General features: G+C 65.8%; 24 protein-coding genes and 1 pseudogene. 13 read left to right on the top strand and 12 right to left on the bottom strand.

Features of this window, described 5'->3' with window-relative positions:
• Window positions 1-53: 53 nt before the first annotated feature.
• Both pgeF and rluD read right to left on the bottom strand, forming a co-directional pair.
• On the bottom strand, window positions 54-782 hold the full coding sequence (pgeF, locus tag B7D75_RS23395) for a peptidoglycan editing factor PgeF (RefSeq protein WP_043101190.1): 729 nt from the start codon (window positions 780-782) through the stop codon (window positions 54-56).
• Window positions 779-1741 (bottom strand): 23S rRNA pseudouridine(1911/1915/1917) synthase RluD, encoded by a 963-nt coding sequence (gene rluD, locus B7D75_RS23400; RefSeq protein WP_003150035.1) that lies wholly within the window; start codon window positions 1739-1741, stop codon window positions 779-781. The genes pgeF and rluD overlap by 4 nt, the downstream gene beginning before the upstream one ends.
• 145 nt (window positions 1742-1886) lie before the next feature.
• Between rluD and B7D75_RS23405 the strand changes: the two genes are divergently transcribed.
• From B7D75_RS23405 to pilR, 4 genes are all read left to right on the top strand, one after another.
• On the top strand, window positions 1887-2912 hold the full coding sequence (locus B7D75_RS23405; RefSeq protein WP_012077305.1) for an outer membrane protein assembly factor BamD: 1026 nt from the start codon (window positions 1887-1889) through the stop codon (window positions 2910-2912).
• A gap of 153 nt (window positions 2913-3065) precedes the next feature.
• Window positions 3066-3311 (top strand): PP0621 family protein, encoded by a 246-nt coding sequence (locus tag B7D75_RS23410; RefSeq protein WP_003150030.1) that lies wholly within the window; start codon window positions 3066-3068, stop codon window positions 3309-3311.
• Window positions 3301-4893, top strand: coding sequence for a two-component system sensor histidine kinase PilS (gene pilS / locus B7D75_RS23415; protein WP_043101193.1), 1593 nt, complete (start codon window positions 3301-3303; stop codon window positions 4891-4893). The genes B7D75_RS23410 and pilS overlap by 11 nt, the downstream gene beginning before the upstream one ends.
• Before the next feature lie 15 nt (window positions 4894-4908).
• A complete protein-coding gene (gene pilR / locus B7D75_RS23420) occupies window positions 4909-6246 on the top strand; it encodes a two-component system response regulator PilR (protein ID WP_033999343.1) in 1338 nt (445 codons plus the stop codon).
• A gap of 45 nt (window positions 6247-6291) precedes the next feature.
• Here the strand turns inward: pilR and thiO are convergent, their stop codons facing one another.
• Entirely contained in the window at window positions 6292-7386 is a 1095-nt protein-coding gene (gene thiO, locus B7D75_RS23425; protein WP_041025522.1) for a glycine oxidase ThiO, read from the bottom strand.
• Between the two features lie 134 nt (window positions 7387-7520).
• Here thiO and B7D75_RS23430 point away from each other — a divergent pair, with 134 nt between their 5' ends.
• The 8 genes and pseudogenes from B7D75_RS23430 (at window position 7521) to B7D75_RS23465 (ending at window position 14844) form a co-directional block, all read left to right on the top strand.
• A complete protein-coding gene (locus B7D75_RS23430) occupies window positions 7521-8030 on the top strand; it encodes a GspH/FimT family protein (protein ID WP_003150026.1) in 510 nt (169 codons plus the stop codon).
• A 105-nt stretch (window positions 8031-8135) separates the two neighbouring features.
• Complete coding sequence (locus tag B7D75_RS23435; protein WP_012077308.1) at window positions 8136-8642, top strand: GspH/FimT family pseudopilin; 507 nt, start codon at window positions 8136-8138, stop codon at window positions 8640-8642.
• Entirely contained in the window at window positions 8633-9190 is a 558-nt protein-coding gene (pilV, locus tag B7D75_RS23440; protein ID WP_053814569.1) for a type IV pilus modification protein PilV, read from the top strand. Before B7D75_RS23435 ends, pilV begins: the two co-directional genes overlap by 10 nt.
• A complete protein-coding gene (gene pilW, locus B7D75_RS23445; protein WP_034081447.1) occupies window positions 9187-10011 on the top strand; it encodes a type 4a pilus minor pilin PilW in 825 nt (274 codons plus the stop codon). Before pilV ends, pilW begins: the two co-directional genes overlap by 4 nt.
• A complete protein-coding gene (gene pilX, locus B7D75_RS23450; protein ID WP_034081449.1) occupies window positions 10008-10595 on the top strand; it encodes a type 4a pilus minor pilin PilX in 588 nt (195 codons plus the stop codon). The genes pilW and pilX overlap by 4 nt, the downstream gene beginning before the upstream one ends.
• A gap of 11 nt (window positions 10596-10606) precedes the next feature.
• Window positions 10607-14073, top strand: a pseudogene (pilY1, locus tag B7D75_RS23455) (type 4a pilus biogenesis protein PilY1).
• A gap of 1 nt (window position 14074) precedes the next feature.
• Window positions 14075-14422 (top strand): type 4a fimbrial biogenesis protein PilY2, encoded by a 348-nt coding sequence (gene pilY2, locus B7D75_RS23460; protein WP_043101203.1) that lies wholly within the window; start codon window positions 14075-14077, stop codon window positions 14420-14422.
• On the top strand, window positions 14419-14844 hold the full coding sequence (locus tag B7D75_RS23465) for a type IV pilin protein (RefSeq protein WP_107114473.1): 426 nt from the start codon (window positions 14419-14421) through the stop codon (window positions 14842-14844). Before pilY2 ends, B7D75_RS23465 begins: the two co-directional genes overlap by 4 nt.
• 48 nt (window positions 14845-14892) lie before the next feature.
• Here B7D75_RS23465 and ispH read toward each other — a convergent pair whose 3' ends face one another.
• From ispH to murJ, 6 genes are all read right to left on the bottom strand, one after another.
• On the bottom strand, window positions 14893-15837 hold the full coding sequence (ispH, locus tag B7D75_RS23470) for a 4-hydroxy-3-methylbut-2-enyl diphosphate reductase (protein WP_034081453.1): 945 nt from the start codon (window positions 15835-15837) through the stop codon (window positions 14893-14895).
• A gap of 85 nt (window positions 15838-15922) precedes the next feature.
• Window positions 15923-16363 carry an FKBP-type peptidyl-prolyl cis-trans isomerase gene (fkpB, locus tag B7D75_RS23475; RefSeq protein ID WP_003150012.1) on the bottom strand — a complete coding sequence of 147 codons (441 nt, stop codon included), beginning with the start codon at window positions 16361-16363 and terminating at the stop codon, window positions 15923-15925.
• Window positions 16356-16865, bottom strand: a complete 510-nt coding sequence (gene lspA / locus B7D75_RS23480) for a signal peptidase II (RefSeq protein WP_058129586.1) — start codon at window positions 16863-16865, stop codon at window positions 16356-16358. Before lspA ends, fkpB begins: the two co-directional genes overlap by 8 nt.
• On the bottom strand, window positions 16858-19689 hold the full coding sequence (ileS, locus tag B7D75_RS23485; RefSeq protein ID WP_107114474.1) for an isoleucine--tRNA ligase: 2832 nt from the start codon (window positions 19687-19689) through the stop codon (window positions 16858-16860). The genes lspA and ileS overlap by 8 nt, the downstream gene beginning before the upstream one ends.
• Window positions 19690-19712: 23 nt before the next feature.
• Window positions 19713-20651 (bottom strand): bifunctional riboflavin kinase/FAD synthetase, encoded by a 939-nt coding sequence (ribF, locus tag B7D75_RS23490; RefSeq protein WP_003150007.1) that lies wholly within the window; start codon window positions 20649-20651, stop codon window positions 19713-19715.
• 96 nt (window positions 20652-20747) lie between these two features.
• Window positions 20748-22286, bottom strand: a complete 1539-nt coding sequence (murJ, locus tag B7D75_RS23495) for a murein biosynthesis integral membrane protein MurJ (protein ID WP_012077315.1) — start codon at window positions 22284-22286, stop codon at window positions 20748-20750.
• Between the two features lie 283 nt (window positions 22287-22569).
• On the opposite strand from murJ, the gene rpsT reads away from it, so the two are divergent.
• The gene (gene rpsT / locus B7D75_RS23500; protein WP_003150004.1) at window positions 22570-22845 is read left to right on the top strand and encodes a 30S ribosomal protein S20; all 276 of its coding nucleotides are present in this window, start codon (window positions 22570-22572) and stop codon (window positions 22843-22845) included.
• Window positions 22846-22913: 68 nt separating this feature from the next.
• Here rpsT and B7D75_RS23505 read toward each other — a convergent pair whose 3' ends face one another.
• The 3 genes from B7D75_RS23505 to cgtA form a co-directional block, all read right to left on the bottom strand.
• Window positions 22914-23378: a CreA family protein gene (locus B7D75_RS23505; protein WP_033999976.1), complete on the bottom strand. Its 465-nt coding sequence runs from the start codon at window positions 23376-23378 to the stop codon at window positions 22914-22916.
• 11 nt (window positions 23379-23389) lie between these two features.
• Entirely contained in the window at window positions 23390-24508 is a 1119-nt protein-coding gene (proB, locus tag B7D75_RS23510; protein ID WP_012077317.1) for a glutamate 5-kinase, read from the bottom strand.
• A gap of 70 nt (window positions 24509-24578) precedes the next feature.
• Window positions 24579-25799, bottom strand: a complete 1221-nt coding sequence (cgtA, locus tag B7D75_RS23515) for an Obg family GTPase CgtA (protein ID WP_034081457.1) — start codon at window positions 25797-25799, stop codon at window positions 24579-24581.
• Window positions 25800-25938: the final 139 nt, after the last annotated feature.

Raw genomic sequence — 25938 nt, forward strand, 5'->3', positions numbered from 1 at the left:
CAAGCGACCGGGCCGTGACATCGGTCAGTTCGCGCCGGATAACCTGCGCGGGCCTAGCCCTGGAGCCAGACCAGGCTGGCGAAACGGCCGGTACGCGACGAGCGGCGATAGGAATAGAAGCGCTCGCTATCGCTGAAGGTGCAGAAACCGCCGCCATGCACGGCGGTGACGCCATGGGCGGCCAGGCGGATGCGAGCCAGGTGGTAGATGTCGGCCATGAAGCGCCCGGGGTTGGCACTCGGCAGGAATGCCGCCTGCGCCTCGGCGTGCGCGCCGATGAAGGCGTCGCGCACCTCGCCGCCGACCTCGAAGGCCCGCGGGCCGATCGCCGGGCCGAGCCAGACCAGTAGCTCGTCGCCGGGCACGCCCAGGCTGTCCACCGTCGCCTCCAGCACGCCCGCCGCCAGCCCGCGCCAGCCGGCATGGGCGGCGGCCACGCGGGTGCCGGCGCGGTCGCAGAACAGCGTCGGCAGGCAATCGGCGGTCATGATCGTACAGGCGGTGCCAGGCGTCGCGCTCCAGCTGGCATCCGCGGTCGGCAGCCGGCCCGGGTCGGCCTCCACCACCGTGGTCCCGTGCACCTGCTCGAGCCAGCTCGGCCGGCAGGCCAGGCGTTCGCTGAGGCGCCGGCGATTCTCCGCCACGGCCCGAGGATCGTCGTCGACATGGGCACCCAGGTTCAGGCTGTCGAACGGCGCCTGGCTGATCCCGCCGCCGCGCGTGGTCACGCAGGCGCGGACATTGGCCGGCGCCGGCCAGTCGGGGCTCAGCCAGCCGCTCATCCGACGAACGCCTCGCGGTCCTGGCGCAGCAGGCTGAGCAACCAGAGGAAGTCTTCCGGCAGCGGCGACTCCCACTTCATGCGTACGCCCGTCGCCGGGTGATCCAGTTCGAGGAAGCGCGCGTGCAGCGCCTGGCGCGGGAACTCGCGGAGGGTCTGGACCAGCGTCTGGCTGGCCACCGGCGGGATCTTGAAGCGGCCGCCATAGACCGGATCGCCGACCAGCGGATAGCCGATGTGGCTCATGTGCACGCGGATCTGGTGGGTGCGCCCGGTCTCCAGCTTGACCCGGGTGTGGGTGTGCGCGCGGAAGCGTTCCAGCACCCGGTAATGGCTCACAGCCACCTTGCCGGCATCGACCACCGCCATCTTCTGCCGCTGCACGCCGTGCCGGCCGATCGGCGCATCGATGGTGCCGCCGGAAGTGATCACGCCGATCACGATCGCCTCGTAGATGCGGCTGACCGAGCGCGCCTGCAACTGCGCGACCAGCTTGGTATGGGCCTCCAGGGTCTTGGCCACCACCATCAGGCCGGTGGTGTCCTTGTCCAGGCGGTGGACGATGCCCGCACGCGGCACGTTGGCGATACCCGGCACGTGGTACAGCAAGGCGTTGAGCAGGGTGCCGTCCTGGTGGCCGGCAGCCGGGTGGACCACAAGACCGGCGGGCTTGTCGATCACCAGGATATGCTCGTCTTCATGGACGATATCCAGCTCGATATCCTGTGCGACCCACTCGCCCTGGGCCTCCTGCTCGGCTTCCAGGACCAGCTGCGCCCCGCTGTGGACGATGTCGCGCGGGCGCGCCGCGGCGCCGTCGACGGTCAGCCGACCGTCCTTGATCCAGCCGGCCAGGCGGGAGCGCGAGTGTTCGGGAAAAAGCTGGGCGGCGATCTGGTCGAGACGCTGGCCACCCAGCTCGAACGGCACCTCGGCCGCGCGTTGAATCATATCGGACATGAGTAGGGAACGATGCTCAGCGCGGCTTTTGGAATCGGCTACGCGCTGTGGTTAAATACGGGGTCTTTGTCCCAGGGGGTGCCTGGGGCGCCAATCATAACAGACGGTTGAGGCCAAGCCGACCGTCCCAGGGACGCAAGCCGCCATGCAAGTGAAACACCTGCTGCTGATCGCCATCCTCGCCCTCACCGCAGCCTGCTCCTCGAACAAGGAGACTGTCGACGAGAACCTGAGCGAGAGCCAGCTGTACCAGCAGGCGCAGGACGACCTCAACAACAAGAGCTACAACAGCGCCGTCACCAAGCTGAAAGCCCTCGAGTCGCGCTATCCCTTCGGCCGCTACGCCGAGCAGGCCCAACTCGAGCTGATCTACGCCAACTACAAGAACATGGAGCCCGAGGCCGCGCGCGCCGCCGCCGAGCGCTTCATCCGCCTGCATCCGCAGCATCCCAACGTCGACTACGCCTATTACCTCAAGGGCCTGTCCTCCTTCGACCAGGACCGCGGACTGGTCGCGCGCTTCCTGCCGCTGGACATGACCAAGCGCGACCCGGGCGCCGCCCGCGACTCCTTCAACGAGTTCGCCCAGCTCACCAGCCGCTTCCCCAACAGCCGCTACGCCCCTGACGCCAAGGCGCGCATGGTCTACCTGCGCAACCTGCTGGCGGCCTACGAGGTGCATGTCGGCCACTACTACCTCAAGCGCCAGGCCTACGTCGCCGCGGCCAACCGTGGTCGCTACGTGGTGGAGAACTTCCAGGAAACCCCGGCCGTCGGCGATGGCCTGGCGATCATGGTCGAAGCCTATCGCCGCCTGGGCCTGGACGACCTGGCCAGCACTAGCCTGGAAACCCTCAAGCTGAACTACCCGGACAACGCCAGCCTCAAGGACGGCGAGTTCGTCGCCCGCGAAAGCGAGGCCGATACCCGTTCCTGGCTGGCCAAGGCCACCCTGGGCCTGATCGAGGGCGGCGAGCCGCCGCCGCACATGGAGACCCAGGCCGCGAAGGACGTGATCAAGCAGTACGAAGACGCCGAGCGCGAGATTCCCGCCGAACTGAAGCCGGAGAACCAGGACCACGGCGCCGACGAAGAGAAACCGGAAAGCGACGACGACGAAGACTCCGGTCGCTCCTGGTGGAGCTACATGACCTTCGGTCTCTTCGACTGATCGCAGGAAACACCGGAGGGAGGCGCAAGCCTCCCTTCTTTTTTCCCCGGCCGACCCTGCCAGCGCCAAGCGCCGCACAGCCTGGGCCTTCCCGACTGTGATCGGGCCGGCGGCTTGGCTAAACTGCAGCTTTCCCCAGCCTACGAGACCACCATGGGCCTTTTCCGCCTCCTTTTCTGGATCGCCCTGATCGCCATCGCGTTCTGGCTCTGGCGCCGCTTCACCCGTCCCGTTCCGCGCCGGCAGCAGCGTCCGCGGGAGGAGCCGAACGCCTCGCCGATGGTCCGCTGCGCGCATTGCGGCGTGCATGTACCGCAAGCCAACGCGCTGGCCCACGAACGTCGCTGGTATTGCAGCCAGGCGCATCTGCAGCAGGACCAGGGCGACCGTGCGCGCTGAGCGGCTGCGGCTGAGCGAGGAGCAAGGGCAGCGCATCCTCCGCCTGTATCACCTGTATCGCCTGACCATCGGCCTGGTACTGGTCCTGCTGATCTCCAGCGAGCTGGAAGAACAGGTCCTGAAACTGGTCCATCCCGAACTGTTCCATGTCGGCAGCTGGTGCTACCTGGTCTTCAACATCCTGGTCGCGCTGTTCCTGCCGCCGTCACGGCAATTGCTGCCGATTTTCATCCTCGCCCTCACCGACGTGCTGCTGCTCTGCGGCCTGTTCTACGCCGGCGGCGGCATGCCCAGCGGCATCGGCAGCCTGCTGGTGGTGGCGGTGGCGATCGCCAACATCCTCCTGCGCGGGCGCATCGGCCTGGTGATCGCGGCGGTGGCCAGCCTGGGCCTGCTGTACCTGACCTTCTTCCTCAGCCTGAGCAGCCCGGACGCCCCCAACCACTACGTCCAGGCCGGCGGCCTCGGCACCCTGTGCTTCGCCGCCGCGCTGGTGATCCAGGCCCTGGTGCGGCGCCAGGAACAGACGGAAACGCTGGCCGAGGAACGCGCCGAGACGGTCGCCAACCTCGAAGAGCTCAACGCGCTGATCCTGCAGCGCATGCGCACCGGCATCCTGGTGGTCGACAGCCGCCTGAACATCCTCCTCGCCAACCAGGCCGCCCTCGGCCTGCTCAGGCAGGACCAGGTGCGGGGCACCAGCCTGGATCGCTACAGCCCGATGCTGGTGCACTGCATGAAGCAGTGGCGCCTCAACCCCAGTCGCCGCCCGCCGACCCTCAAGGTGATTCCGGAGGGCCCCGCCGTGCAGCCCAGCTTCATCAGCCTCAACCGTGAACACGACCGGCATGTGCTGATCTTCCTCGAAGACATCTCGCAGATCGCCCAGCAGGCGCAGCAGATGAAGCTCGCCGGCCTCGGCCGGCTGACCGCCGGCATCGCCCACGAGATCCGCAACCCGCTGGGCGCCATCAGTCACGCCGCGCAACTGCTGCAGGAGTCCGAGGAACTCGACGGCGCCGACCGCCGCCTGACACAGATCATCCAGGACCAGTCGCGACGGATGAACCTGGTCATCGAGAACGTCCTGCAGCTCTCCCGCCGCCGCCAGGCCGAACCGCAGCAACTCGACCTGAAGGACTGGCTGCAACGCTTCGTCGACGAATATCCCGGCAAGCTGCGCAACGACAGCGAACTGCACCTGCAGCTCGGCGCCGGCGACATCCACACGCGCATGGACCCGCACCAGTTGAATCAGGTACTGAGCAACCTGGTGCAGAACGGCCTGCGCTACAGCGCCCAGGCGCACGGGCGCGGCCAGGTCTGGCTGAGTCTCGCGCGCGATGCGGACAGCGACCTGCCGGTGCTGGAAATCGCCGACGACGGCCCCGGCGTGCCGACGGACAAGCTGAACAACCTGTTCGAACCCTTCTTTACTACAGAAAGCAAAGGCACCGGCCTGGGCCTCTATCTCTCCCGCGAATTGTGCGAGAGCAACCAGGCGCGCATCGACTACCGCAATCGCGAGGAGGGTGGAGGCTGCTTCCGCATCACCTTCGCCCACCCGCGCAAACTCAGCTGACAGAAGCCGCAACGCATGAGCCGACAAAAAGCCCTGATCGTCGACGATGAACCGGATATCCGCGAGCTGCTGGAAATCACCCTCGGCCGCATGAAGCTGGATACCCGCAGCGCCCGCAACGTCAAGGAAGCCCGCGAGTTGCTGGCCCGCGAACCGTTCGACCTGTGCCTGACCGACATGCGCCTGCCGGACGGTAGCGGCCTCGACCTGGTGCAGTACATCCAGCAGCGTCACCCGCAGACCCCGGTCGCCATGATCACCGCCTACGGCAGCCTGGACACCGCGATCCAGGCGCTCAAGGCCGGCGCCTTCGACTTCCTCACCAAGCCGGTCGACCTCGGCCGCCTGCGCGAACTGGTGGCGACCGCCCTGCGCCTGCGCAATCCGGAAGCCGAGGAAGCGCCGGTGGACAACCGCCTGCTCGGCGAGTCGCCGCCGATGCGCGCGCTGCGCAACCAGATCGGCAAGCTGGCGCGTAGCCAGGCGCCGGTCTACATCAGCGGCGAGTCCGGCAGCGGCAAGGAACTGGTGGCCCGCCTGATCCACGAGCAGGGGCCGCGCATCGAGCGACCGTTCGTGCCGGTCAACTGCGGCGCGATCCCTACCGAGCTGATGGAAAGCGAGTTCTTCGGCCACAAGAAAGGCAGCTTCACCGGCGCCATCGAGGACAAGCAGGGCCTGTTCCAGGCCGCCAGCGGCGGTACCCTGTTCCTCGACGAAGTCGCCGACCTGCCGATGCCGATGCAGGTCAAGCTGCTCCGCGCAATCCAGGAAAAGGCCGTGCGCGCGGTCGGCGGCCAGCAGGAGATCGGCGTCGACGTCCGCATCCTCTGCGCCACTCACAAGGACCTCGCCGCCGAGGTCGGCGCCGGGCGCTTCCGCCAGGATCTCTACTACCGCCTCAACGTCATCGAATTGCGCGTTCCGCCCCTGCGCGAACGCCGCGAGGACATCCCGCTGCTGGCCGAGCGCATCCTCAAACGCCTGGCCGGCGATACCGGCTTGCCAGCCGCCCGCCTGACCGGCGATGCCCAGGAAAAGCTGAAGAACTATCGCTTCCCCGGCAACGTGCGTGAACTGGAGAACATGCTGGAGCGCGCCTACACGCTGTGCGAGAACGACCAGATCCAGCCCCACGACCTGCGCCTGGCCGACGCGCCGGGCGCCAGCCAGGACGGCGCGGCGAGCCTGAGCGAGATAGACAATCTCGAGGACTACCTGGAAGACATCGAGCGCAAGCTGATCATGCAGGCTCTCGAGGAGACCCGCTGGAACCGCACTGCCGCGGCCCAGCGCCTGGGCCTGACGTTCCGTTCGATGCGTTATCGCCTGAAGAAACTCGGCATAGATTGATGATGAAAAAAGGCCTGTCGACGACAGGCCTTTGCCTTTCCCGCCTCAGAGCCTGCCCACCGGGGCATAGGGCGCCGGATCGATGATCGGCTCGCGGCCGCTCATCAGGTCCGCCAGCAGGCGGCAGGAAGCCGGCGCCAGGACCAGGCCGTTGCGGTAATGCCCGGTATTCAGCCAGAGCCCGTCGAAGCCCGGCACCGGGCCGATATAAGGAATGCCTTCCGGAGATCCCGGCCGCAAGCCCGCCCAGTGCGCCACCGGCCGCTGCTCCGCCAGCGCCGGTAGCAGTTCGGCCGCCGAGGCCCTGAGACTGTCCAGCGCGTCCCCGGTCGGCGTCTTGTCGAAGCCCGCATGCTCCAGGGTGCTGCCGATCAGGATATGCCCGTCGCGCCGAGGGATCGCATAGCGCCCCTTGGCCAGTACCATGCGCGGCAGGAAGTCCGCCGCGCACTTGTAGAGGATCATCTGCCCTTTCACCGGCTCGACGGGCAACTCCAGCCCCAGCGGCTTCAGCAGCTCGCCGCTCCAGGCTCCCGCCGCCAGCAGCAGCCTGTCGCCACGGATCTCGCCTCGCGAGGTGGCCACGCCGACCACTCGATCACCGTCACGCAACCAGCCGCGCACCTCCGTCTGTTCATGCAGTTCGAGGTTGGCGAATTGTTGCAGGGATGCCCGCAATGAACGCGCCAGGCGAGGATTGCGCACATTGGCCACGCCCGACATGTAGACGGCCCGCTGGAAGCCTGCGCCCAACCCGGGCACCGCCGCATAGGCGTCCTCGATCGGCACCTCCTGCAACGGCCGTGTGTGATTGCGCGCCCAATGCAACGCCTCGGCCTGATCCTCCAGGTCCAGCCAGTACAGGCCCACGGTGTGGACCTCGGGGTCCAGCCCGGTCTCGTCGAGCAGGCGCTGCCCCAGCGCCGGGTAGAAGTCCTGCGACCAATGCGCCAGGGCGGTCACCGCCGGACTGTAGCGCCACGGATAGAGCGGCGAGACGATCCCGCCGCCCGCCCACGAAGCCTCCCGGCCACTCTCGCCGCGTTCCACCAGGGTCACCCGCAGGCCGGCGAGCGCCAGCTCCCGGGCGGTCAACAGGCCGATGACGCCAGCGCCCACCACTACTACTCGTTCCGACACCAGGGCCTCCACGATCACACAGGGGTTGCAGAAAAGTCGCTCATGCGCCTCTACCAGGCGCTGATTGAGGCAACCCGGCAAATCCGGCGAGATACGACCAACGCGGAATGATACGAGCAAAAGGATCGCCTGCCATGGTCGAAAGGTCGCAGAGTGCGTTCACCCTCCCCGAGCTGCTGCTCACGCTGACGCTACTGGGAATCTTGGCAAGCCTTGCGCTGCCCGGGTTGGAGGGCTGGCTGGCTGGAAACCGCCAGCAGGCCCTGCTGCACGAACTAAGCGCGAGCATTCAGCTGGGCCGCGCGCATGCCGTCACCCATCGACGCCCGGTGGCGCTCTGTCCTTCGAGCGATGGCCGGGGTTGCGGCGGCGACTGGGGACAAGGCTGGCTGCTCGCCGAAGAGGACGCTGGCCTGGTGCTCGCCCGGCGCCAGTTGCCGACGCCGGAAGCGATCCGCTGGAACCGTTCGAATACCCTGCGCTTCCTCCCCAGCGGCCAGCTCAACGTACACAACGGCCGGTTTCTGCTCTGCGGGAGAAACGGCGTCGCCTGGCAACTGGTCCTCAATCGCCAGGGTCGCCTCCGCGCCGCGACCGCGCAGGAGAACCGGGAGAAACGTGAGCTATGCGGCACTTCGGAATGATCATCAACCAGTTGTCCTGCCCCATGGCCCGACCGTCAACCACCGCAAGACGCTCCATGACCCGTTTGGCATGCTTTCCAGGCGTAGAAACCCTGGAGCAACCGCATGTCATACCGTTCCAGCTCGGCCGGCTTCACCCTGATCGAGCTGCTGATCATCGTCGTCCTGCTGGCCATCATGGCGAGCTTCGCCATCCCCAACTTCAAGCAGTTGACCGAGCGCAACGAACTGCAGAGTGCCAGCGAGGAACTCAACGCGATGCTGCAGTACGCCCGCAGCGAAGCCGTCTCCCAGCGCCGCGCGATCAGCATCCAGGCGCTGAAGGACCACGACTGGGGCAAGGGCCTGAGCATCGGCGTCCTCGACTCCGGCACGATCGCCGCACCGCTGCGCAAGCACGACGGCTTTCGCGGCGCCACGCTGACAGCCAGGGAAGAGAGCGCCATAGCCGAACTGACCTTCACGCCCAACGGGACCCTGCTGCCGCCCACGGAGCGGACCTTCGCCATCTGCCAGAACGGCAAGGCCGAGGGCGGCCGCCTGCTGCGCATCAGCCAGGCCGGACGGATCCAACTCGAACCTTCCTCCAAGGCACCGCCGTCATGCTATTGAAACTCCCGCGCAAACCGCTGCGCGAATCCGGCTTCAGCCTGATCGAAGTGCTGGTCGCCCTGCTGCTGGTCAGCATCGGCGTGCTGGGCATGATCGCCATGCAGGGCAAGACCATCCAGTACACCGCCGACTCGGTGGAGCGCAACAAGGCCGCGATGCTCGGCAGCAACCTGCTGGAAAGCATGCGGGCAAGCCCCAAGGCCCTGTACGACGTCAAGGACCAGATGGCCACGCAATCCGACTTCTTCAAGGCCAAGGGGTCGGCGTTCCCCACCGCGCCCTCCTCCTGCACGCCATTGCCCGACGCGGTAAAGGACCGCCTGGGCTGCTGGGCGGAACAGGTGAAGAAGGAATTGCCGGGAGCCGTGGACCTGCTGAACAGCGAGTTCTACATCTGCCGCAGTTCGAAGCCGGGCGATTGCGACGGCAAGGGCTCGATGCTGGAGATCCGCCTCGCCTGGCGCGGCAAGCAGGGCGCCTGCGTCAACCCCGCCGACAGCGGCGCCGACACCTCCCTCTGCCATTACACCCTCAGGGTCGAGCCATGAGCATGATCAACCGCTCCCGACGGCAATCGGGCCTGTCCATGATCGAATTGCTGGTGGCCCTGGCCATCAGCAGCTTCCTGATCCTCGGGATCACCCAGATCTACCTGGACAACAAGCGCAACTACCTGTTCCAGCAAGGCCAGGCCGGCAACCAGGAGAACGGCCGCTTCGCCATGATGTTCCTCGACCAGCAACTGGCCAAGGTCGGCTTCCGCCGGCGCGCGGACGACCCCAACGAGTTCGCCTTCAAAGCGCTGGCCAAGTCCGCGTTTTGCGAGGAGTTCAAGGCCGGCGCCACCCTGGTGCCCGCGGTGACCAAGAGCGGCCAGAGCGGGTTCTGCTACCGCTACCAGCCGGCCCCCGGCGAGGCGTACGACTGCGAAGGCAATTCGATCAGCACGCCCAGCGATCCATTCGGGACTGCCGATGCCATCACCGCCCGCATTCTCTTCATTTCCCCCACCGCCGATGCTCCCGGGACGCTCACCTGCTCCGCGCAGACAATCAAGGAAAAAGGCCAGGAGATCGTCAGCGGCCTGGTCGATTTCAAGCTGGAATATGGCGTCGGCCCGACCATGGTCGGCAAGCGCGAGGTGGAGGGTTTCGTCGAACAGGCCAATATCGCCGGCCGGCCGGTCCGGGCGCTGCGCTACTCCGCCCTGATGGCCAGCGACAAGAACCTGCGCCAGGGCGACAGCAAGACGCTGGACGACTGGATCGCCCTCTATCCCGCCTCCAGGACCAGCCTGCAGGACAACGACAAGGACCGCCTCTACCAGATCGCCCAGGGCAGCCAGACACTCAGGAACCTCGTGCCATGAACCATCCCCTTTCGAAGCAGCGCGGCGCCACCCTGGTCATCGCTTTGGCGATCCTGGTGATAGTCACCCTGCTGGCCGTCTCGAGCATGCGCGAAGTGGTGCTGGAAAGCCGCATCACCGGCAACGTGATCGAGCAGACCCGCTTGCAGAACGCCGCCGAATCCGGCCTGCGCGAAGGCGAACGGCGCTTCGTCAACACCCTGCGCCCGCCGGAGCCAGGCACCGGCTGCACGGTCGACAACATCGCCCGCCCCTGCCTGCTGAACCTCGCGGCACTCAACGTGAAGCTGGAGGATGCGCACCAGGACCCGGTCGGCGTGCTGAAGAACGCCGCCAACGCCTGGATGGACTACCGCGGCAGCGACGTCGCCAACGCGACCACCGCCGGAACGCTCTACAAGGTCCAGTGGAACAACCTGCCGATCCCCTCGGGCGGCCAGGTCAACGAAGCGGAAAGCCCGGAATACGGCAACCTGATGCGCGGTATCGGCACCTTCTACTACGAGACCAACAGCGTCGCGCGCAACCAGACCAACAGCGAGACCGTCCTGCAGACCGTTCTCGCCCGTCTCTATACCAACTGATCGAGCCTCGCATGAAATCGGCACTCCACCAGATCGGCAAGACCTCGCTGGCCGCCGCGCTCAGCGGCGCCATCCTGCTTTCCGCCCAGACCACCCAGGCCGCCGCGCTGTCGGTCAGCCAGCAGCCGCTGATGTTGGTCCAGGGCGTCGCTCCCAACCTGCTGGTCACACTGGACGACTCCGGCAGCATGGCATTCGCCTACGCCCCGGACAGTATCTCCAGCTACAGGGACTCCACGTTCTTCGCTTCGAACAGCTTCAACCCGATGTACTTCGATCCAAACACCGAATACAAGCTGCCGAAGAAGCTCACGCTGGTTAACGGCCAGGTACAGATACAGGACTATCCCGCCCCCAGCTTCACCTACGCCTGGCGCAACGGTTTCACGCGCGCGGGAGGTATCGATCTATCGCGCAACTACAAGGTCACCGTAGAGTACGGCCGAGGTTATGACCGGGAATCGACTATCAGGCCCGCCGCAGCCTTCTATTACGAGTTCACCGGCTCGTCCAACTGCAGCCGCACCAACCAGAACTGCTATACCCGTCGCTCCGTGAGCACAGAGCAGCGACAGAACTTCGCCAACTGGTACTCCTTCTACCGCACCCGCGCCCTGGCCACCCAGACCGCAGCCAACCTGGCGTTCTACAGTCTGCCGGAGAACATCCGGGTAAGCTGGCAGATGCTGAACAACTCGTCCTGCAACCAGATGGGTAGCGGTTCCAGCTATGGCAACTGCTTCAACAACTATCTGAGGGACTTCAACGGTCAGCACCGAGTGAATTTCTTCAACTGGCTGGAAAACCTCTCAGTAGAGGGGGCACGCCATTACGGCGTGCGATGACTCGTGCTGGCGATTTCCTGCGCAGAACCGGCGTGAACGGCCCCTACGCTTACCGCCCCGGCGAACAGACCGCACCAGAATATAGCTGCCGCGGTTCCTACCATATCCTGATGACCGACGGTCTCTGGAACAGCGATTCCGCTAACGTGGGCAATGCAGACAGCAACAGCAGGACCCTTCCCGACGGGCAACATTACAGCAGCCAGGCGCCGTACAAGGACAATGCCTCCAATACCCTCGCCGATCTGGCATTTCACTATTGGGCCAATGACGCCAGGCCCGATATCGAAGACAATCTGAACCCTTTCATTACCTACCCCGACAAGGCCAACCCCTCGGCAGAATATTGGAACCCGCGTAACGACCCTGCTACGTGGCAGCACATGGTCACCTACACCCTTGGTCTGGGATTGACCACGACCCTCATTAGCCCGAAATGGGAAGGCTCTACCTATGCCGGCGGCTACAAGGATATCCAGGCGGGCCGCCTGAACTGGCCCAGCGCCGCTGTAGACAGTGCCAATAATGTCTATGATCTATGGCACGCAGCGGTCAACTCGCGGGGAGAATTCTTCAGCGCCGACTCTCCGGATCAGTTGGTTGCAGCCTTCCAGGCTATCGTGAACCGAATCTCCGGCGGCCCCTTGCCAGCCTCACGTCCGGCCATCAGCTCGTCACTGCAGGAAGATGCTACCGGCGACAAGCAGATCCGCCACGCCTATCAGACCAGCTTCGCCAGTGACCAGAACTGGGCAGGGGACCTGACTCGCTACAGCCTGACCAGTCAGGACAAGGTTACCGTGCAGACCAAGCTGTGGAGCGCGCAGGCCATCCTCGACGCGATGCCCAACGGCGGCGCGGGACGCAAGATCATGATGGCCGGCTCCGGCAGCAACGGACTCAAGGAGTTCTCCTGGACCAGCCTCAGCGCCGACCAGCAGCGACAACTGAACCGCGATCCGGACCGCAACGACGTCGCCGACAGCAAGGGCCAGGACCGCGTGGCCTTCCTGCGTGGCGACCGCAGCAAGGAAAACAGCGACAACTTCCGCACCCGCAACTCGATCCTCGGCGACATCATCAACTCCTCGCCGGCGACCGTGGCCAAGGCCCAGTACCTCACCTACCTGGCCCAGCCGATCGAGCCCAGCGGCAACTACGCGCAGTTCGCCGAAGCGCAGAAGACCCGCGCACCGCGGGTCTATGTCGGCGCCAACGATGGCATGCTGCACGGCTTCGATACCGACGGCAACGAAACCTTCGCCTTCATCCCCTCCGCGGTCTTCGAGAAGCTTCATAAGCTGACCGCCCGCGGCTACCAGGGTGGCGCGCACCAGTTCTACGTGGACGGCTCGCCGGTGGTCGCCGACGCCTTCTTCGGCGGCGCCTGGCATACCGTGCTGATCGGCAGCCTGCGCGCCGGCGGCAAGGGCCTGTTCGCCCTCGACGTGACCGACCCCGGCAACATCAAGCTGCTCTGGGAGCTAGGCGTCGACGAGGAGCCCGACCTCGGCTACAGCTTCCCCAAACCGACAGTGGCCCGCCTGCACAACGGCAAGTGGGCGGTGGTCACCGGCAACGGCTATTCCAGCCTGAACGACAAGGCCGCGCTGCTCATCATCGACCTGGAGACCGGGGCCGTCACCCGCAAGCTGGAAGTCACCGGCAAGGCCGGCGTGCCCAACGGCCTGTCCACTCCCCGGCTGGCCGACAACAACAGCGACGGCGTCGCCGACTACGCCTACGCCGGAGACCTGCAGGGCAACCTCTGGCGCTTCGACCTGATCGCCGGCAAGGTCGACCAGAACGATCCGTTCAGCCGCGCCAACGACGGCCCGGCGGTGGCCTCCAGCTTCAAGGTTTCCTTCGGCGGCCAACCACTTTACTCGGCGGTCGACTCGAACAACGCGGCGCAGGCGATCACCGCCGCCCCCTCGCTGGTGCGCCATCCGACGCGCAAGGGCTATATCGTGATCTTCGGCACCGGCAAGTACTTCGAGAACAGCGACGCCCGCGCCGATACCAGCCGCGCCCAGACGCTCTACGGCATCTGGGACCAGCAGACCAAGGGCGAGGCGGCAGGCAGTACGCCGCGCCTGAGCCGCGGCAACCTGCGGCAGCAGACCCTGGACCTGCAGGCGGACTCGACCTTCGTCTCGACAGCCCGTACCATCCGCCTCGCCAGCCAGCATCCGGTCGATTGGCAAAGCCAGTCCGGCTGGTACCTCGACTTCATGGTCAACGGCACCCTCAAGGGCGAGATGCTGATCGAGGACATGATCGCCATCGGCCAGGTGGTGCTGCTACAGACCATCACCCCGAACGACGACCCCTGTAACGATGGGGCCAGCAACTGGACCTACGGCCTCGACCCGTATACCGGCGGTCGCACCAATTTCACGGTGTTCGACCTGGCCCGCCAGGGCGTCGTGGACTCGAAGTCCGACTACAGCTACAACAAGCAGAACGTGGTGGTCTCCGGCACCGAGCAGAAAGGCCTCGGCGGCCTGACCCTGAGCACCAACGAACAGGGCAACCCGGAAGTCTGCTCCTCGGGCGAATGCCTGACCGTGAACCCCGGACCGAACACCCGTGGCCGCCAGAACTGGCGTCCCATCGAAGGAAAGAACTGATATGAAAACGCTGTCTCTGCTGCTGGCCCTGGCGCTGCCCGGCCTGAGCTGGGCCGAAGAGCCCAGGACCTTCGAAGGCGCCGGCGTGGTCCTCGATGTACAGGTCGAGAAGAACCTGGTGGACATCGATCACAGTTTCTACCGCCTGCCCAACAGCACCGCTCAGAACGGCATGCCCAGCCTGTTCCAGGTCAAGCCGGGCTCGGTGGTGTCCTACTCGGGCGTCGTCAGCCAGCCGTTGTCCACCATCACCAGTATCTACATCCACAGACAGATGAGCGAACAGGAGCTGGCCGAGATGATTCAGAAGGAAAAGCCCCTCCAGGCCGGCGAGGAGCAATCCCGATGACGAAAAAAGAGAAAGGCTTCACCTTGCTGGAGATGATGATCGTCGTGGTGCTGATCGGCATCCTCCTCGGCATCGCCATTCCCAGCTACCAGAACTACGTGATCCGCGCCAACCGCACCGAAGGCCAGGCGCTGCTCTCGGACGCGGCGGCACGCCAGGAGCGCTACTATTCGCAGAACCCCGGGGTCGGTTACACCAACGACGTGGCCAAGCTGGGCATGAGCTCGGCCAACTCGCCGAACAATCTGTACAGCCTCACCATAGCGACGCCCACCAGTACCACCTATACCCTGACCGCCACGCCGATCAACTCGCAGACCCGCGACAAGGCCTGCGGCAAGCTGACTCTCAACCAGCTCGGCGAACGCGGCGCAGCCGGCAAGACCGGTAACGACAGCACGGTCAACGACTGCTGGCGCTGAAACGAAAAAGCCCCTCTGCGAGGGGCTTTTTTCATGCAGCCAGGCGGTCTACAGCGCCTTGACCCGTAGCTCCTTGGGCATCGAGAAGGTGATGTTCTCCTCGCGCCCGTCCAGTTCCTGCTCTTCCGACGCGCCCCATTCGCGCAACTGCGCGATCACGCCGCGTACCAGAACCTCCGGGGCCGAGGCGCCGGCGGTGATGCCGATGCGGCGAACACCATCGAACCAGCCGCGCTGCATGTCCTCGGCGCCGTCGATCAGGTAGGCCGGAGTGCCCATCCGCTCGGCGAGTTCACGCAGGCGGTTGGAGTTCGAGCTGTTGGGACTGCCGACCACCAGCACCATGTCGCACTGGTCGGCCAGTTCCTTCACCGCATCCTGGCGGTTTTGCGTGGCATAGCAGATATCGTTCTTGCGCGGTCCCTGGATCAGCGGGAACTTGGCGCGCAGGGCATCGATGACCTTGGAGGTATCGTCCATCGACAGGGTGGTCTGGGTCACGTAGTGCAGGGCTTCCGGCCTGCGTACCTCCAGCGCGGCGACATCCGCCTCGTCCTCCACCAGGTAGATGGCACCGCCGTTGCTGGTGTCGTACTGGCCCATGGTGCCTTCCACTTCAGGGTGTCCTTCGTGGCCGATCAGCACGCACTCATGGCCGTCGCGGCTGTAGCGCACCACCTCCATGTGCACCTTGGTCACCAGCGGGCAGGTCGCGTCGAAGACCTTCAAGCCGCGCCCCTCGGCTTCCTTGCGGACCGCCTGGGATACACCGTGGGCGCTGAAGATGACGATGACGTTGTCCGGAACCTGGTCGAGTTCCTCGACGAAGACCGCGCCGCGCTGGCGCAGGTTGTCCACGACGAATTTGTTGTGCACCACCTCGTGGCGCACGTAGATCGGCGGGCCGAAGACATCCAGGGCGCGGTTGACGATCTCGATGGCGCGATCCACGCCGGCGCAGAAGCCGCGGGGATTGGCGAGTTTGATTTGCATGGCGGTCTCGTGGGCGACACGGTGAGTGGACGAATGAACCTTGCTACCGCCCTCCCCGCTTGGGAAGGGTGCAGCGACCGGCGGTTCAGGCGGGCTGGACGTCGATGATCTCGACTTCGAAGGCCAGGGTCTTGCCGGCCAGCGGGTGATTGAAATCGACCGTCACCTGCTGCTCGTCGAAGGCCTTGACCACCCCCGGCAGCTCGGTCTTGGCCGCATCGTTGAAGATCACCAGCAGGCCTTCGGCCAGTTCCATGTCCTGGAACTGATCGCGCGGCATGACCTGCACGTTCTGCGGGTTCGGCTGGCCGAAGCCCTGCTCCGGGAGGATGGTCAGGGTCCGCTTGTCGCCGGCCTTGAGACCGAACAGCGCCTGCTCGAAGCCCGGCAACAGGTTGCCGTCGCCGACCTGGAAGGAAGCCGGCTGCTTGTCGAAAGTGCTGTCGACGACGTTGCCGTCCTCCAGCTTCAGGGCGAAATGCAGGGTGACGCGGCTCTCCTGGCCAATGCGGGTCGACTCAGCCATGGGCGGCTTCTCCGGATTTCTTCGATCTGAACATGTCCAGCGCCAGCATGACGGCGCCGACGGTGATGGCGCTGTCGGCCAGGTTGAACGCCGGGAAGTACCAGCGGTTCTGCCAGTGGACCAGGATGAAGTCCACCACGTGGCCGAGCACCATGCGGTCGTAAAGGTTTCCCAGGGCACCGCCGAGGACCAGCGCCAGGGCGACGGCCAGCCAGGTCTCGCCTTTCTTCAGGCGCTTCAGCCAGACCACCAGGATAGCGCTGACGACGATGGCGATCAGGGCGAACAGCCAACGCTGCCAGCCCGAACTGTCGGCCAGGAAGCTGAAGGCGGCTCCGGTGTTGTAGGCCAGCGTCCAGCTGAACAGGTCGGGGATCACCACGACCTGCTGGTACATGCTCAGCTCGGCCTGGAAGAACGCCTTGCTGATCTGGTCGAGGACGAACACCAGCACGGTGATCCACAACCAGGGCAGGCGCCCGAAGCGATCGGTGTCAGGCATAGTGGCGAACCTCGCCGCTGCCTTCGATGTTCTCGATGCAACGGCCGCAGAGCTCGGGATGCGCCGCGTGCTGGCCGACGTCCTCGCGGTGGTGCCAGCAACGCCCGCACTTGGCATGGGCCGACTTGACCACTTTCAGCTTGAGGCCGGCGACTTCGCTGTCCACCGCATCGGCCGGCGCCGAGGCCAGCGGCGCGAGGGTCGCGGTCGAGGTGATCAGGACGAAGCGCAGTTCATTGCCCAGCCTGGCCAGGCTGGCCTGCAAGGCATCCTCCGCGTACAGGGTGACCTCGGCCTGCAGGTTGCCGCCCACGGCCTTCGCCGCGCGCTGGTTTTCCAGCTCCTTGTTGACCGCGGCCTTCACCGCCATGACCTGCTCCCAGTACTCGCGGTTCAGCGCGGCGTCGGCCGGCAGTTCGCCGAGGCCGTCGTACCAGGTGGCGAGCATCACCGACTCGACGCGCTCGCCGGGCAGGAACTTCCAGACTTCCTCGGCGGTGAACGCCAGGATCGGCGCGATCCAGCGCACCAGCGCCTCGGCGATGTGGAACAGCGCGGTCTGGCAGGAGCGCCGGGCGACACTGTTGGCACCGGTGGTGTACTGGCGGTCCTTGATGATGTCCAGGTAGAAGCCGCCCAGCTCCTGCACGCAGAAGTTGTGCACCTTGGAATAGACGTTCCAGAAGCGGTACTCGCGGTAGGCTTCCTCGATCTCGCGCTGCAGCAGCAGCGCACGGTCGACCGCCCAGCGGTCCAGGGCCAGCATCTCCTCCGGCGGCAGCAGGTCCTTGGCCGGGTCGAAGCCGTTCAGGTTCGACAGCAGGAAGCGCGTGGTATTGCGGATCCGCCGGTAGGCGTCGGCGCTGCGCTGGAGGATCTGCTGGGATACCGCGATCTCGCCCGAGTAATCGGTCGAGGCCACCCACAGGCGCAGGATGTCGGCGCCCAGGGTATCGATGACGGTCTGCGGCACCACTGTGTTGCCCAGCGACTTGGACATCTTGCGGCCGGACTCGTCGACGGTGAAACCGTGGGTCAGCAACTGGCGGTACGGCGCATGGTTGTCGATCGCGCAGCCGGTGAGCAGCGAGGAATGGAACCAGCCGCGGTGCTGGTCGGAACCTTCCAGGTAGAGATCGGCGACCGGGCCGCTGGCATGGCCGATCCGGTGGGAGCCACGCAGCACGTGCCAATGGGTGGTGCCGGAGTCGAACCAGACGTCGAGGGTGTCGCTGATCTTGTCATACTGCGCGGCCTCGTCGCCGAGCAGTTCGGCGGCATCGAGCCTGAACCAGGCCTCGATGCCCTCTTTCTCGACGCGCTGCGCGACCTCCTCCATCAACTCGACGGTGCGTGGATGCAGTTCGCCGCTGGCCTTGTGCAGGAAGAACGGGATAGGTACGCCCCAGTTGCGCTGGCGCGAGATGCACCAGTCGGGACGGCCGGCGATCATGCCGTGCAGGCGCGCCTGGCCCCAGCCGGGTATGAACTCGGTCTGGGTGATGGCTTCCAGCGCCCGCTCGCGCAGGGAAGCACCCTGCCCGGGCTGCTTATCCATGCCGACGAACCACTGCGCGGTGGCGCGGTAGATCAGCGGGGTCTTGTGCCGCCAGCAGTGCATGTAGCTGTGGTTGATGGTCTCGTGGGCCAGCAGGCTGCCGACTTCCTCCAGCTTGGCCACCACGTTGGGGTTGGCCTTCCAGATGAACTGGCCGCCGAAGAACGGCAACGAGTCGACGTAGACGCCGTTGCTCTGCACCGGACTGAGGATGTCGTCGTTGCTCATCCCGTAGCGCTTGCAGGTGTAGAAGTCGTCCTCGCCGTAGGCCGGCGAGGAGTGGACGATGCCGGTGCCGGCGTCGAGGGCCACGTAGTCGGCCAGGTAGACCGGCGACAGGCGCTCGTAGAACGGGTGGCGGAAGTTGATCAGTTCCAGCGTCTCGCCCTTGGCGGTGGCGACCACCTTGCCCTCGCGCTGGTAGCGCGCCAGGCAGGGCTCGACCAGGGCCTCGGCGAGTACCAGGTAGCGATCGCCGGCATCGACCAGTGCGTAGTCGATTTCCGGATGCACGTTCAGCGCCTGGTTGGCCGGGATGGTCCAGGGCGTGGTGGTCCAGATGACGATCTGCGCCGGCTTGTCCAGCGCGGCCAGGCCGAAGGCCGCGGCCAGTTTGTCGGCATCCGCCACCGGGAAGCCGACATCGATGGTCGGCGACTTCTTGTCGGCGTACTCGACCTCGGCCTCGGCCAGCGCCGAACCGCAGTCGAAACACCAGTTCACCGGCTTCAGGCCCTTGAACACGAAGCCCTGCCTGACCATTTCCGCGAGCGCGCGGATCTCGTTCGCCTCGTTGGCGAAGGCCATGGTCTTGTACGGATTGTCCCACTCGCCGAGCACGCCCAGGCGGATGAAGTCGGCCTTCTGCCCTTCGATCTGCTCGGCCGCGTATTCGCGGCACAGCTCGCGGGTCTTGTCGGCCGGCAGGTTCTTGCCGTGGGTGGTCTCGACCTTGTGCTCGATCGGCAGGCCGTGGCAGTCCCAGCCCGGCACGTAGGGCGCGTCGTAGCCCGCCAGGGTCTTGGAGCGGACGATGATGTCCTTGAGGATCTTGTTGACCGCGTGACCGATGTGAATGCTGCCGTTGGCGTAGGGAGGGCCATCGTGCAGGACGAACTTCGGACGGTCGCCACCAATAGCCCGCAGCTTCTGGTACAGACCAATGTCGTTCCAGAACTTCAGGGTCTCCGGCTCGCGCTGGGGCAGGCCGGCTTTCATCGGGAAGGCGGTTTCCGGAAGGTTTAGCGTCGCTTTGTAGTCGGTCATCTCAGGGCCTGTTCAGGATCTCTTCAATCAAGCGGTTGGCCCAGCCAGTAGGCCCGGGCGGCGGCGATATCCGCGAGAATCGCCGCCTTGAGTGCCTCCAGGGAGGCGAATCGCTGCTCGTCGCGCAGCTTCTGGTGGAAGGTCACCTGCAGGTGCCGGCCGTAGAGGTCGCCGGAGAAGTCGAGCAGGTGCACTTCCAGATGGGGACGGCCATCGCCGTTCACCGAGGGACGGGTGCCGATGTTCGCCACCCCCTGGCAACGCTGGCCATCGACCAGCGTACTGACCAGGTAGACCCCGTTCAACGGCGCCTTGCGCCGTTTCAGTTGAATGTTGGCCGTGGGCGAACCCAGTTGCCGGCCGAGCTTCTGCCCATGCAGGACCCGTCCGCTGAGGCTGAACGGGCGGCCCAGCAGGCGCTCGGCGAGATGCAGGTCGCCGTCGGCCAGGGCCTGGCGCACCCGCGTGCTGCTGACCCGCACGCCATCCAGTTCGACAGTGGCGGCGGCCTCGACGGTGAAGCCCTGCTCACGGCTGGCGTTGACCAGGAAGGCGAAGTCGCCGGAGCGGTCGCAGCCGAAGCGGAAATCGTCGCCCACCTCCAGGTGCCGCACCGCCAGGCCATCCACCAGCACCTGGCGAACGAATTCGGCCGCCGACAACTCGCGCAGGCGGCGGTTGAAGGCCAGGCACAGCACCACGTCGACCCCCTGCCCGCGCAGCAGCTCGAGCTTCTCGCGCAGGCGGGTCAGGCGCACCGGAGCGGAGTCGGGGGAAAAGAACTCACGCGGCTGCGGCTCGAAAATCACCACGCAACTGGGCACGCCCAGTTCCTGCGAACGCTCGCGCAGACGCGCCAGGATCGCCTGGTGCCCCAAGTGTACGCCGTCGAAGTTACCGATGGTGGCGACGCAGCCCCCGGCCAGGGGCTGCAGGTTGTGAAGTCCGCGAAGCAGCTGCATAGCACGCTTATTGCTCAGAAAGTGGTCGATTATACGCGCACCGGGCGCGCGACAACAGGCAAAACGGCATGAACGTGCCGCTCGGACGGAACCCTCTCACAGCACGGCCCGGCGGGAAAAGTCGCGCACACGGAACCCCAGCAGCGCGAGCATACCGAAATAGGCCAGCAGGCCGGCCGCGACCAGCAGGCCGAGGCGCAGGAAACGCTCCAGCATGCCACCCTGCTCCCAGGCCGGCAGCCAGTGCATCGCCCCCAGCAACACCGCGGACATCACCAGCACCGCGAACACCAGCTTGAGCAGGAACTTCGCCCAGCCGGGCTGCGGCAGGAACAGCCGCTGCTTGCGCAACTGCCAGTACAGCAGGCCGGCGTTCAGGCAGGCGGCCAGGCCGATGGACAGCGCCAGGCCGGCGTGCTTCAGCGGGCCGATGAAAGCCAGGTTCATCAACTGGGTGGTGATCAGGGTGAAGATCGCGATCTTCACCGGCGTGCGGATGTTCTGCTGGGCATAGAAGCCCGGCGCCAGCACCTTGACCAGGATGATCCCGAGCAGGCCGACCGAATAGGCGACCAGCGCGCGCTGGGTCATCGCCGCGTCCGTGGCGGTGAACTTGCCGTACTGGAATAGCGAGACGGTCAGCGGCTCGGCGAGGATCGCCAGGGCCAGCGAGCACGGCAGCACCAGCAGGAAGCACAGGCGCAGTCCCCAGTCGAGCAGCCGTGAATACTCCTGGCGGTCCTTGTTCGAGTAGGTCTTCGACAGCATCGGCAGGAGAATCGTCCCCAGCGCCACGCCCAGCACCCCGGACGGCAGCTCCATCAGGCGATCGGCGTAGTACATCCAGGACACCGAGCCGGCCGCCAGGAACGAGGCAAAGATGGTGTTGATGATCAGCGAGATCTGGCTCACCGAAACCCCGAGGATCGCCGGCAGCATCAGCTTCATCACCCGCCAGACGCCGCTATCCCTGAAATTCAGGCGCGGCAGCACGAGCATGCCGATCCGCCTCAGGTGCGGCAGCTGGTAAAGCAGCTGCAGCAGGCCGCCGGCCAGCACCGCCCAGCCCAGCACCATCACCGGCGGGTCGAAGTAGGGCGTGAGAAACAGCGCGAAGCCGATCATCGCGATGTTCAGCAGGGTCGGCACGAAGGCCGGCACCGAGAAACGGTTCCAGGTGTTGAGGATCGCGCCGGCCAGGGACGACAGCGAGATCAGCAATATATAAGGAAAGGTCACTCGCAGCAGGTCGGTGGTCAGGTCGAACTTCTCCGGCGTGTCGGCGAAGCCTGGCGCGGTGATCCAGATCACCCAGGGCGCGGCGAGGATGCCGAGCGCCGTGACCAGCGCCAGCGCCAGCGTCAGCAGCCCGGAGACATAGGCGATGAAAGTGCGCGTCGCCTCCTCGCCCCGCTGGTTCTTGTATTCCGCCAGGATCGGCACGAAAGCCTGGGAAAACGCCCCTTCGGCGAAAATCCGGCGCAGCAGGTTGGGCAGCTTGAAGGCGACGAAGAAGGCGTCGGTGGCGACGCCGGCGCCGAAGATCCGCGCCAGGATGGTATCGCGGACGAAGCCGAGGACCCGCGACAGCAGGGTGATGGAACTCACCGCCGCCAATGATTTGAGAAGATTCATGGATGTCGGGCTGCCGGCATGTCGAAATTGATCCTGTCCAAGACCGCGACCGGCCGGGCCGGTTCATCGCGCGAATGCGCCCTCGCCGCCGAACGGCGGTCCGCGAGGGCGCGCCGAGTGTAGAATGCGCGCCGGAATAAATCACCCGCAAGAAAGCAGGCGACATCCGTCGCCGATCTTTCCCGCCGCATGCGCAGCCCCTTGACAACCCCAGGAGGCGACGGCATTATTCGCGGCCTTAATTTGTTCGCTATTTACCCAGTTTTTTTCGAGGAGCTCGACGGTGGCCAACACACCTTCCGCCAAAAAACGCGCCAAACAGGCTGAGAAGCGTCGCAGCCACAACGCCAGCCTGCGCTCCATGGTGCGCACCTACATCAAGAACGTCGTGAAAGCCATCGACGCCAAAGACCTGGCCAAGGCCCAAGCCGCTTTCACCGCCGCCGTACCGGTGATCGATCGCATGGCTGACAAAGGCATCATCCACAAGAACAAGGCTGCTCGTCACAAGAGCCGTCTGAGCGGCCACATCAAGGCCCTCAGCACCGCTGCCGCCTAAGGCACGCCTTGCTCGAACAAAAAACCGGCCAATGGCCGGTTTTTTGTTGCCTCGCGGTTCCGCCCGCCTCAGCGAGCGGACGGCCAGGGCATGACCGGAATCGCAGTCACCGCGTTCTGCGGGCTACCCTCGATCACCCGGTCGCTGTAGACCAGATAGACCAAAGCGTTGCGCTTGCGATCGAAGAAGCGCACCACCTGCATGCTCTTGAATACCAGCGAAGTGCGCTGCTTGAACACCTCCTCGCCATCCTTGAGCTCGCCGCTGAACCGGATCGGCCCCACCTGGCGACAGGCGATCGACGCCTCGGCGCGGTCCTCCGCCAACCCCAGACCACCCTTCACGCCGCCGGTCTTGGCCCGCGACAGGTAGCAGGTCACGCCCTGCACCTTGGGATCGTCGAAGGCCTCGACGACGATCTTGTCATTCGGCCCGACCCACTTGAACACCGTGGACACTTCGCCGATCTCCTCCGCCCCGGCCAGCGCCGGCAACAGCAGCAGGCCACCGAGCAATCCCGCGAGCTTGCGCATTCGTCCTCTCCTCAGACCAGTACCAGATTGTCGCGATGCACCAGCTCCGGGCCATCCACGTAGCCGAGCAGCGCCTCGATGGCGTCGGTCGGCTGGCCGAGGATCTTCTGTGCCTCCAGCGCGCTGTAGTTGACCAGCCCACGCGCCACTTCGCGCCCGCTCTGGTCCACACAGACCACCATCTCGCCCCGACGGAAGCTGCCCTGGACCGCCTTGACCCCCACCGGCAGCAGACTCTTGTGATCCTGGCTCACCGCCTTCACCGCGCCGTCGTCCAGCACCAGGGTGCCACGCATCTGCAGGTGGCCGGCCAGCCACTGCTTGCGCGCCGCCTTGCGGCTGCGGTCCGGGGTCAGCAGGGTGCCGAGGCGCTCGCCGGCGCGCAGGCGGTCGAGCACCCGCTCGATCCGCCCACCGACGATCACCGTATGCCCGCCGGAACGCGCCGCCAGCCGCGCCGCGCGCAACTTGGTCTGCATGCCGCCGCGCCCCAGGGCGCCGGCGCTGCCGCCAGCCACCGCATCGAGCTGCGGGTCGTCGGCACGCGCCTCGTAGATCAGTTGGGCATCGGGATTGTTGCGCGGATCGGCATCGAACATGCCGTCGCGGTCGGTAAGGATCACCAGCAGGTCGGCCTCGACCAGATTGGCCACCAGCGCCGCCAGGGTATCGTTGTCGCCGAAGCGGATCTCGTCGGTGACCACCGTGTCGTTCTCGTTGATCACCGGCACCACGCCCAGCTCGACCAGGGTCCGCAGGGTGCTGCGAGCGTTCAGGTAGCGCTTGCGGTCGGACAGGTCGTCATGGGTCAGCAGCACCTGGGCGGTCTGCAGGCCGTGCAGGGCGAAGCTGGACTCCCAGGCCTGCACCAGGCCCATCTGGCCCACCGAGGCGGCAGCCTGGAGCTCGTGCATCGCGCTCGGCCGGCTGACCCAGCCCAGGCGGCTCATGCCGGCGGCGACGGCGCCGGAGGACACCAGCACCAGCTCGATGCCGGCGCAATGCAACGCCACCATCTGCTCGACCCAAACGGCCATGGCATTGCGGTCCAGCCCACGGCCATCTGCCGTCAGCAGGGCGCTACCGATCTTCACCACCCAGCGCCGCGCGCCGGTTACCTTGTCCCGCATACCCTCAACCTTAGAAGCCCAGGCTTCGACTCTTCAGCCCCACCGGCCCGCCCGGCGGGGTATCTCGTCATCAGGGAACGTAGAAGATCTCCGGTCCGTCGCCGTCGTCTTCCTCATCATCGAAATCGTCGTCATCCGCCGCGCCGGCGTTCTTCAGGCCGGAACGGCGCAGCGCGCGCGCATCGTCCAGCGCCTGCAGGCGGGCCCGCGCCTCGTCCTCGATGCGCTGGTCGAGCTCGGCCAGCTCCTCGGCATACTGCGGATCCTCCTCCAGGCGCAGGGTGCGCTCGTCGAGGTAGCGCATGATGTCCTGGCTGAGCGCCTCGGTACCATCGCGCTCCAGCGCGGAGATCACGTAGACCGGACCTTCCCAGCCCAGCCGCTCGATCACCGCCTGCTTGCGCGCCTCGCGCTCGGCGGGGTCGAGGATCTGGTCCATCTTGTTCAGCACCAGCCAACGCTCACGCTCGGTCAATGCCGGACTGAACCTCCCCAGTTCGCGGACGATGACCTCGGCGGCGTCGGCCGGATCGCTTTCATCCAGCGGCGCCATGTCCACCAGGTGCAGGAGGATGCGGGTGCGCGCCAGGTGCTTGAGGAAGCGGATGCCCAGCCCTGCGCCTTCGGCGGCACCCTCGATCAGGCCGGGAATATCGGCGACCACGAAGCTCTTGTAGCGACCGACGCTGACCACCCCGAGGTTCGGCACCAGGGTGGTGAACGGGTAGTCGGCGACCTTCGGCTTGGCCGCGGAAACCGCGCGGATGAAGGTGCTTTTGCCAGCATTCGGCAAGCCCAGCAGGCCGACGTCGGCCAGCACTTTCAGCTCCAGCTTGAGGTCGCGCGCCTCGCCCGGCTTGCCCGGCGTGGTCTGGCGCGGCGCCCGGTTGGTACTGGACTTGAAGCGGGTGTTGCCGAGGCCGTGCCAGCCACCCTGGGCGACCATCAGGCGCTGCCCGGGCTCGGTCAGGTCGCCGATGATTTCCTGGGTATTGGCGTCGATCACGGTGGTACCCACCGGCACCGGCAGGACCAGGTCGTCGCCCTTGGCCCCGGTGCAGTCCTTGCTGCCGCCGTTCTCGCCGCGCTGGGCATCGAAACGGCGGGTGTAGCGATAGTCGACCAGGGTGTTCAGGTTGACGTCGGCTTCCAGATAGATGGAGCCGCCGTCGCCACCGTCGCCGCCGTTGGGACCGCCTTTTTCGATGAACTTCTCGCGGCGAAAGCTCATGAGGCCATTACCGCCGTCACCGGCTTTCACGTGGATTGATACTTCATCGACGAATTTCATGGATATGCCTCCCACCACAGGGGCGGGTTAACAGAAAAAACATAGGATACAGGATGCCCCGAAGGCAGGGCATGGCCGGAAGCCGGCGCAGAAACAAAAAAGCCCCGTCGCGAGACAGGGCTTTTTCAGCGAGCTATTG

It is taken from the genome of Pseudomonas paraeruginosa, from assembly GCF_003025345.2.
In the GTDB taxonomy this organism is placed as follows: Bacteria; Pseudomonadota; Gammaproteobacteria; order Pseudomonadales; family Pseudomonadaceae; genus Pseudomonas; species Pseudomonas paraeruginosa.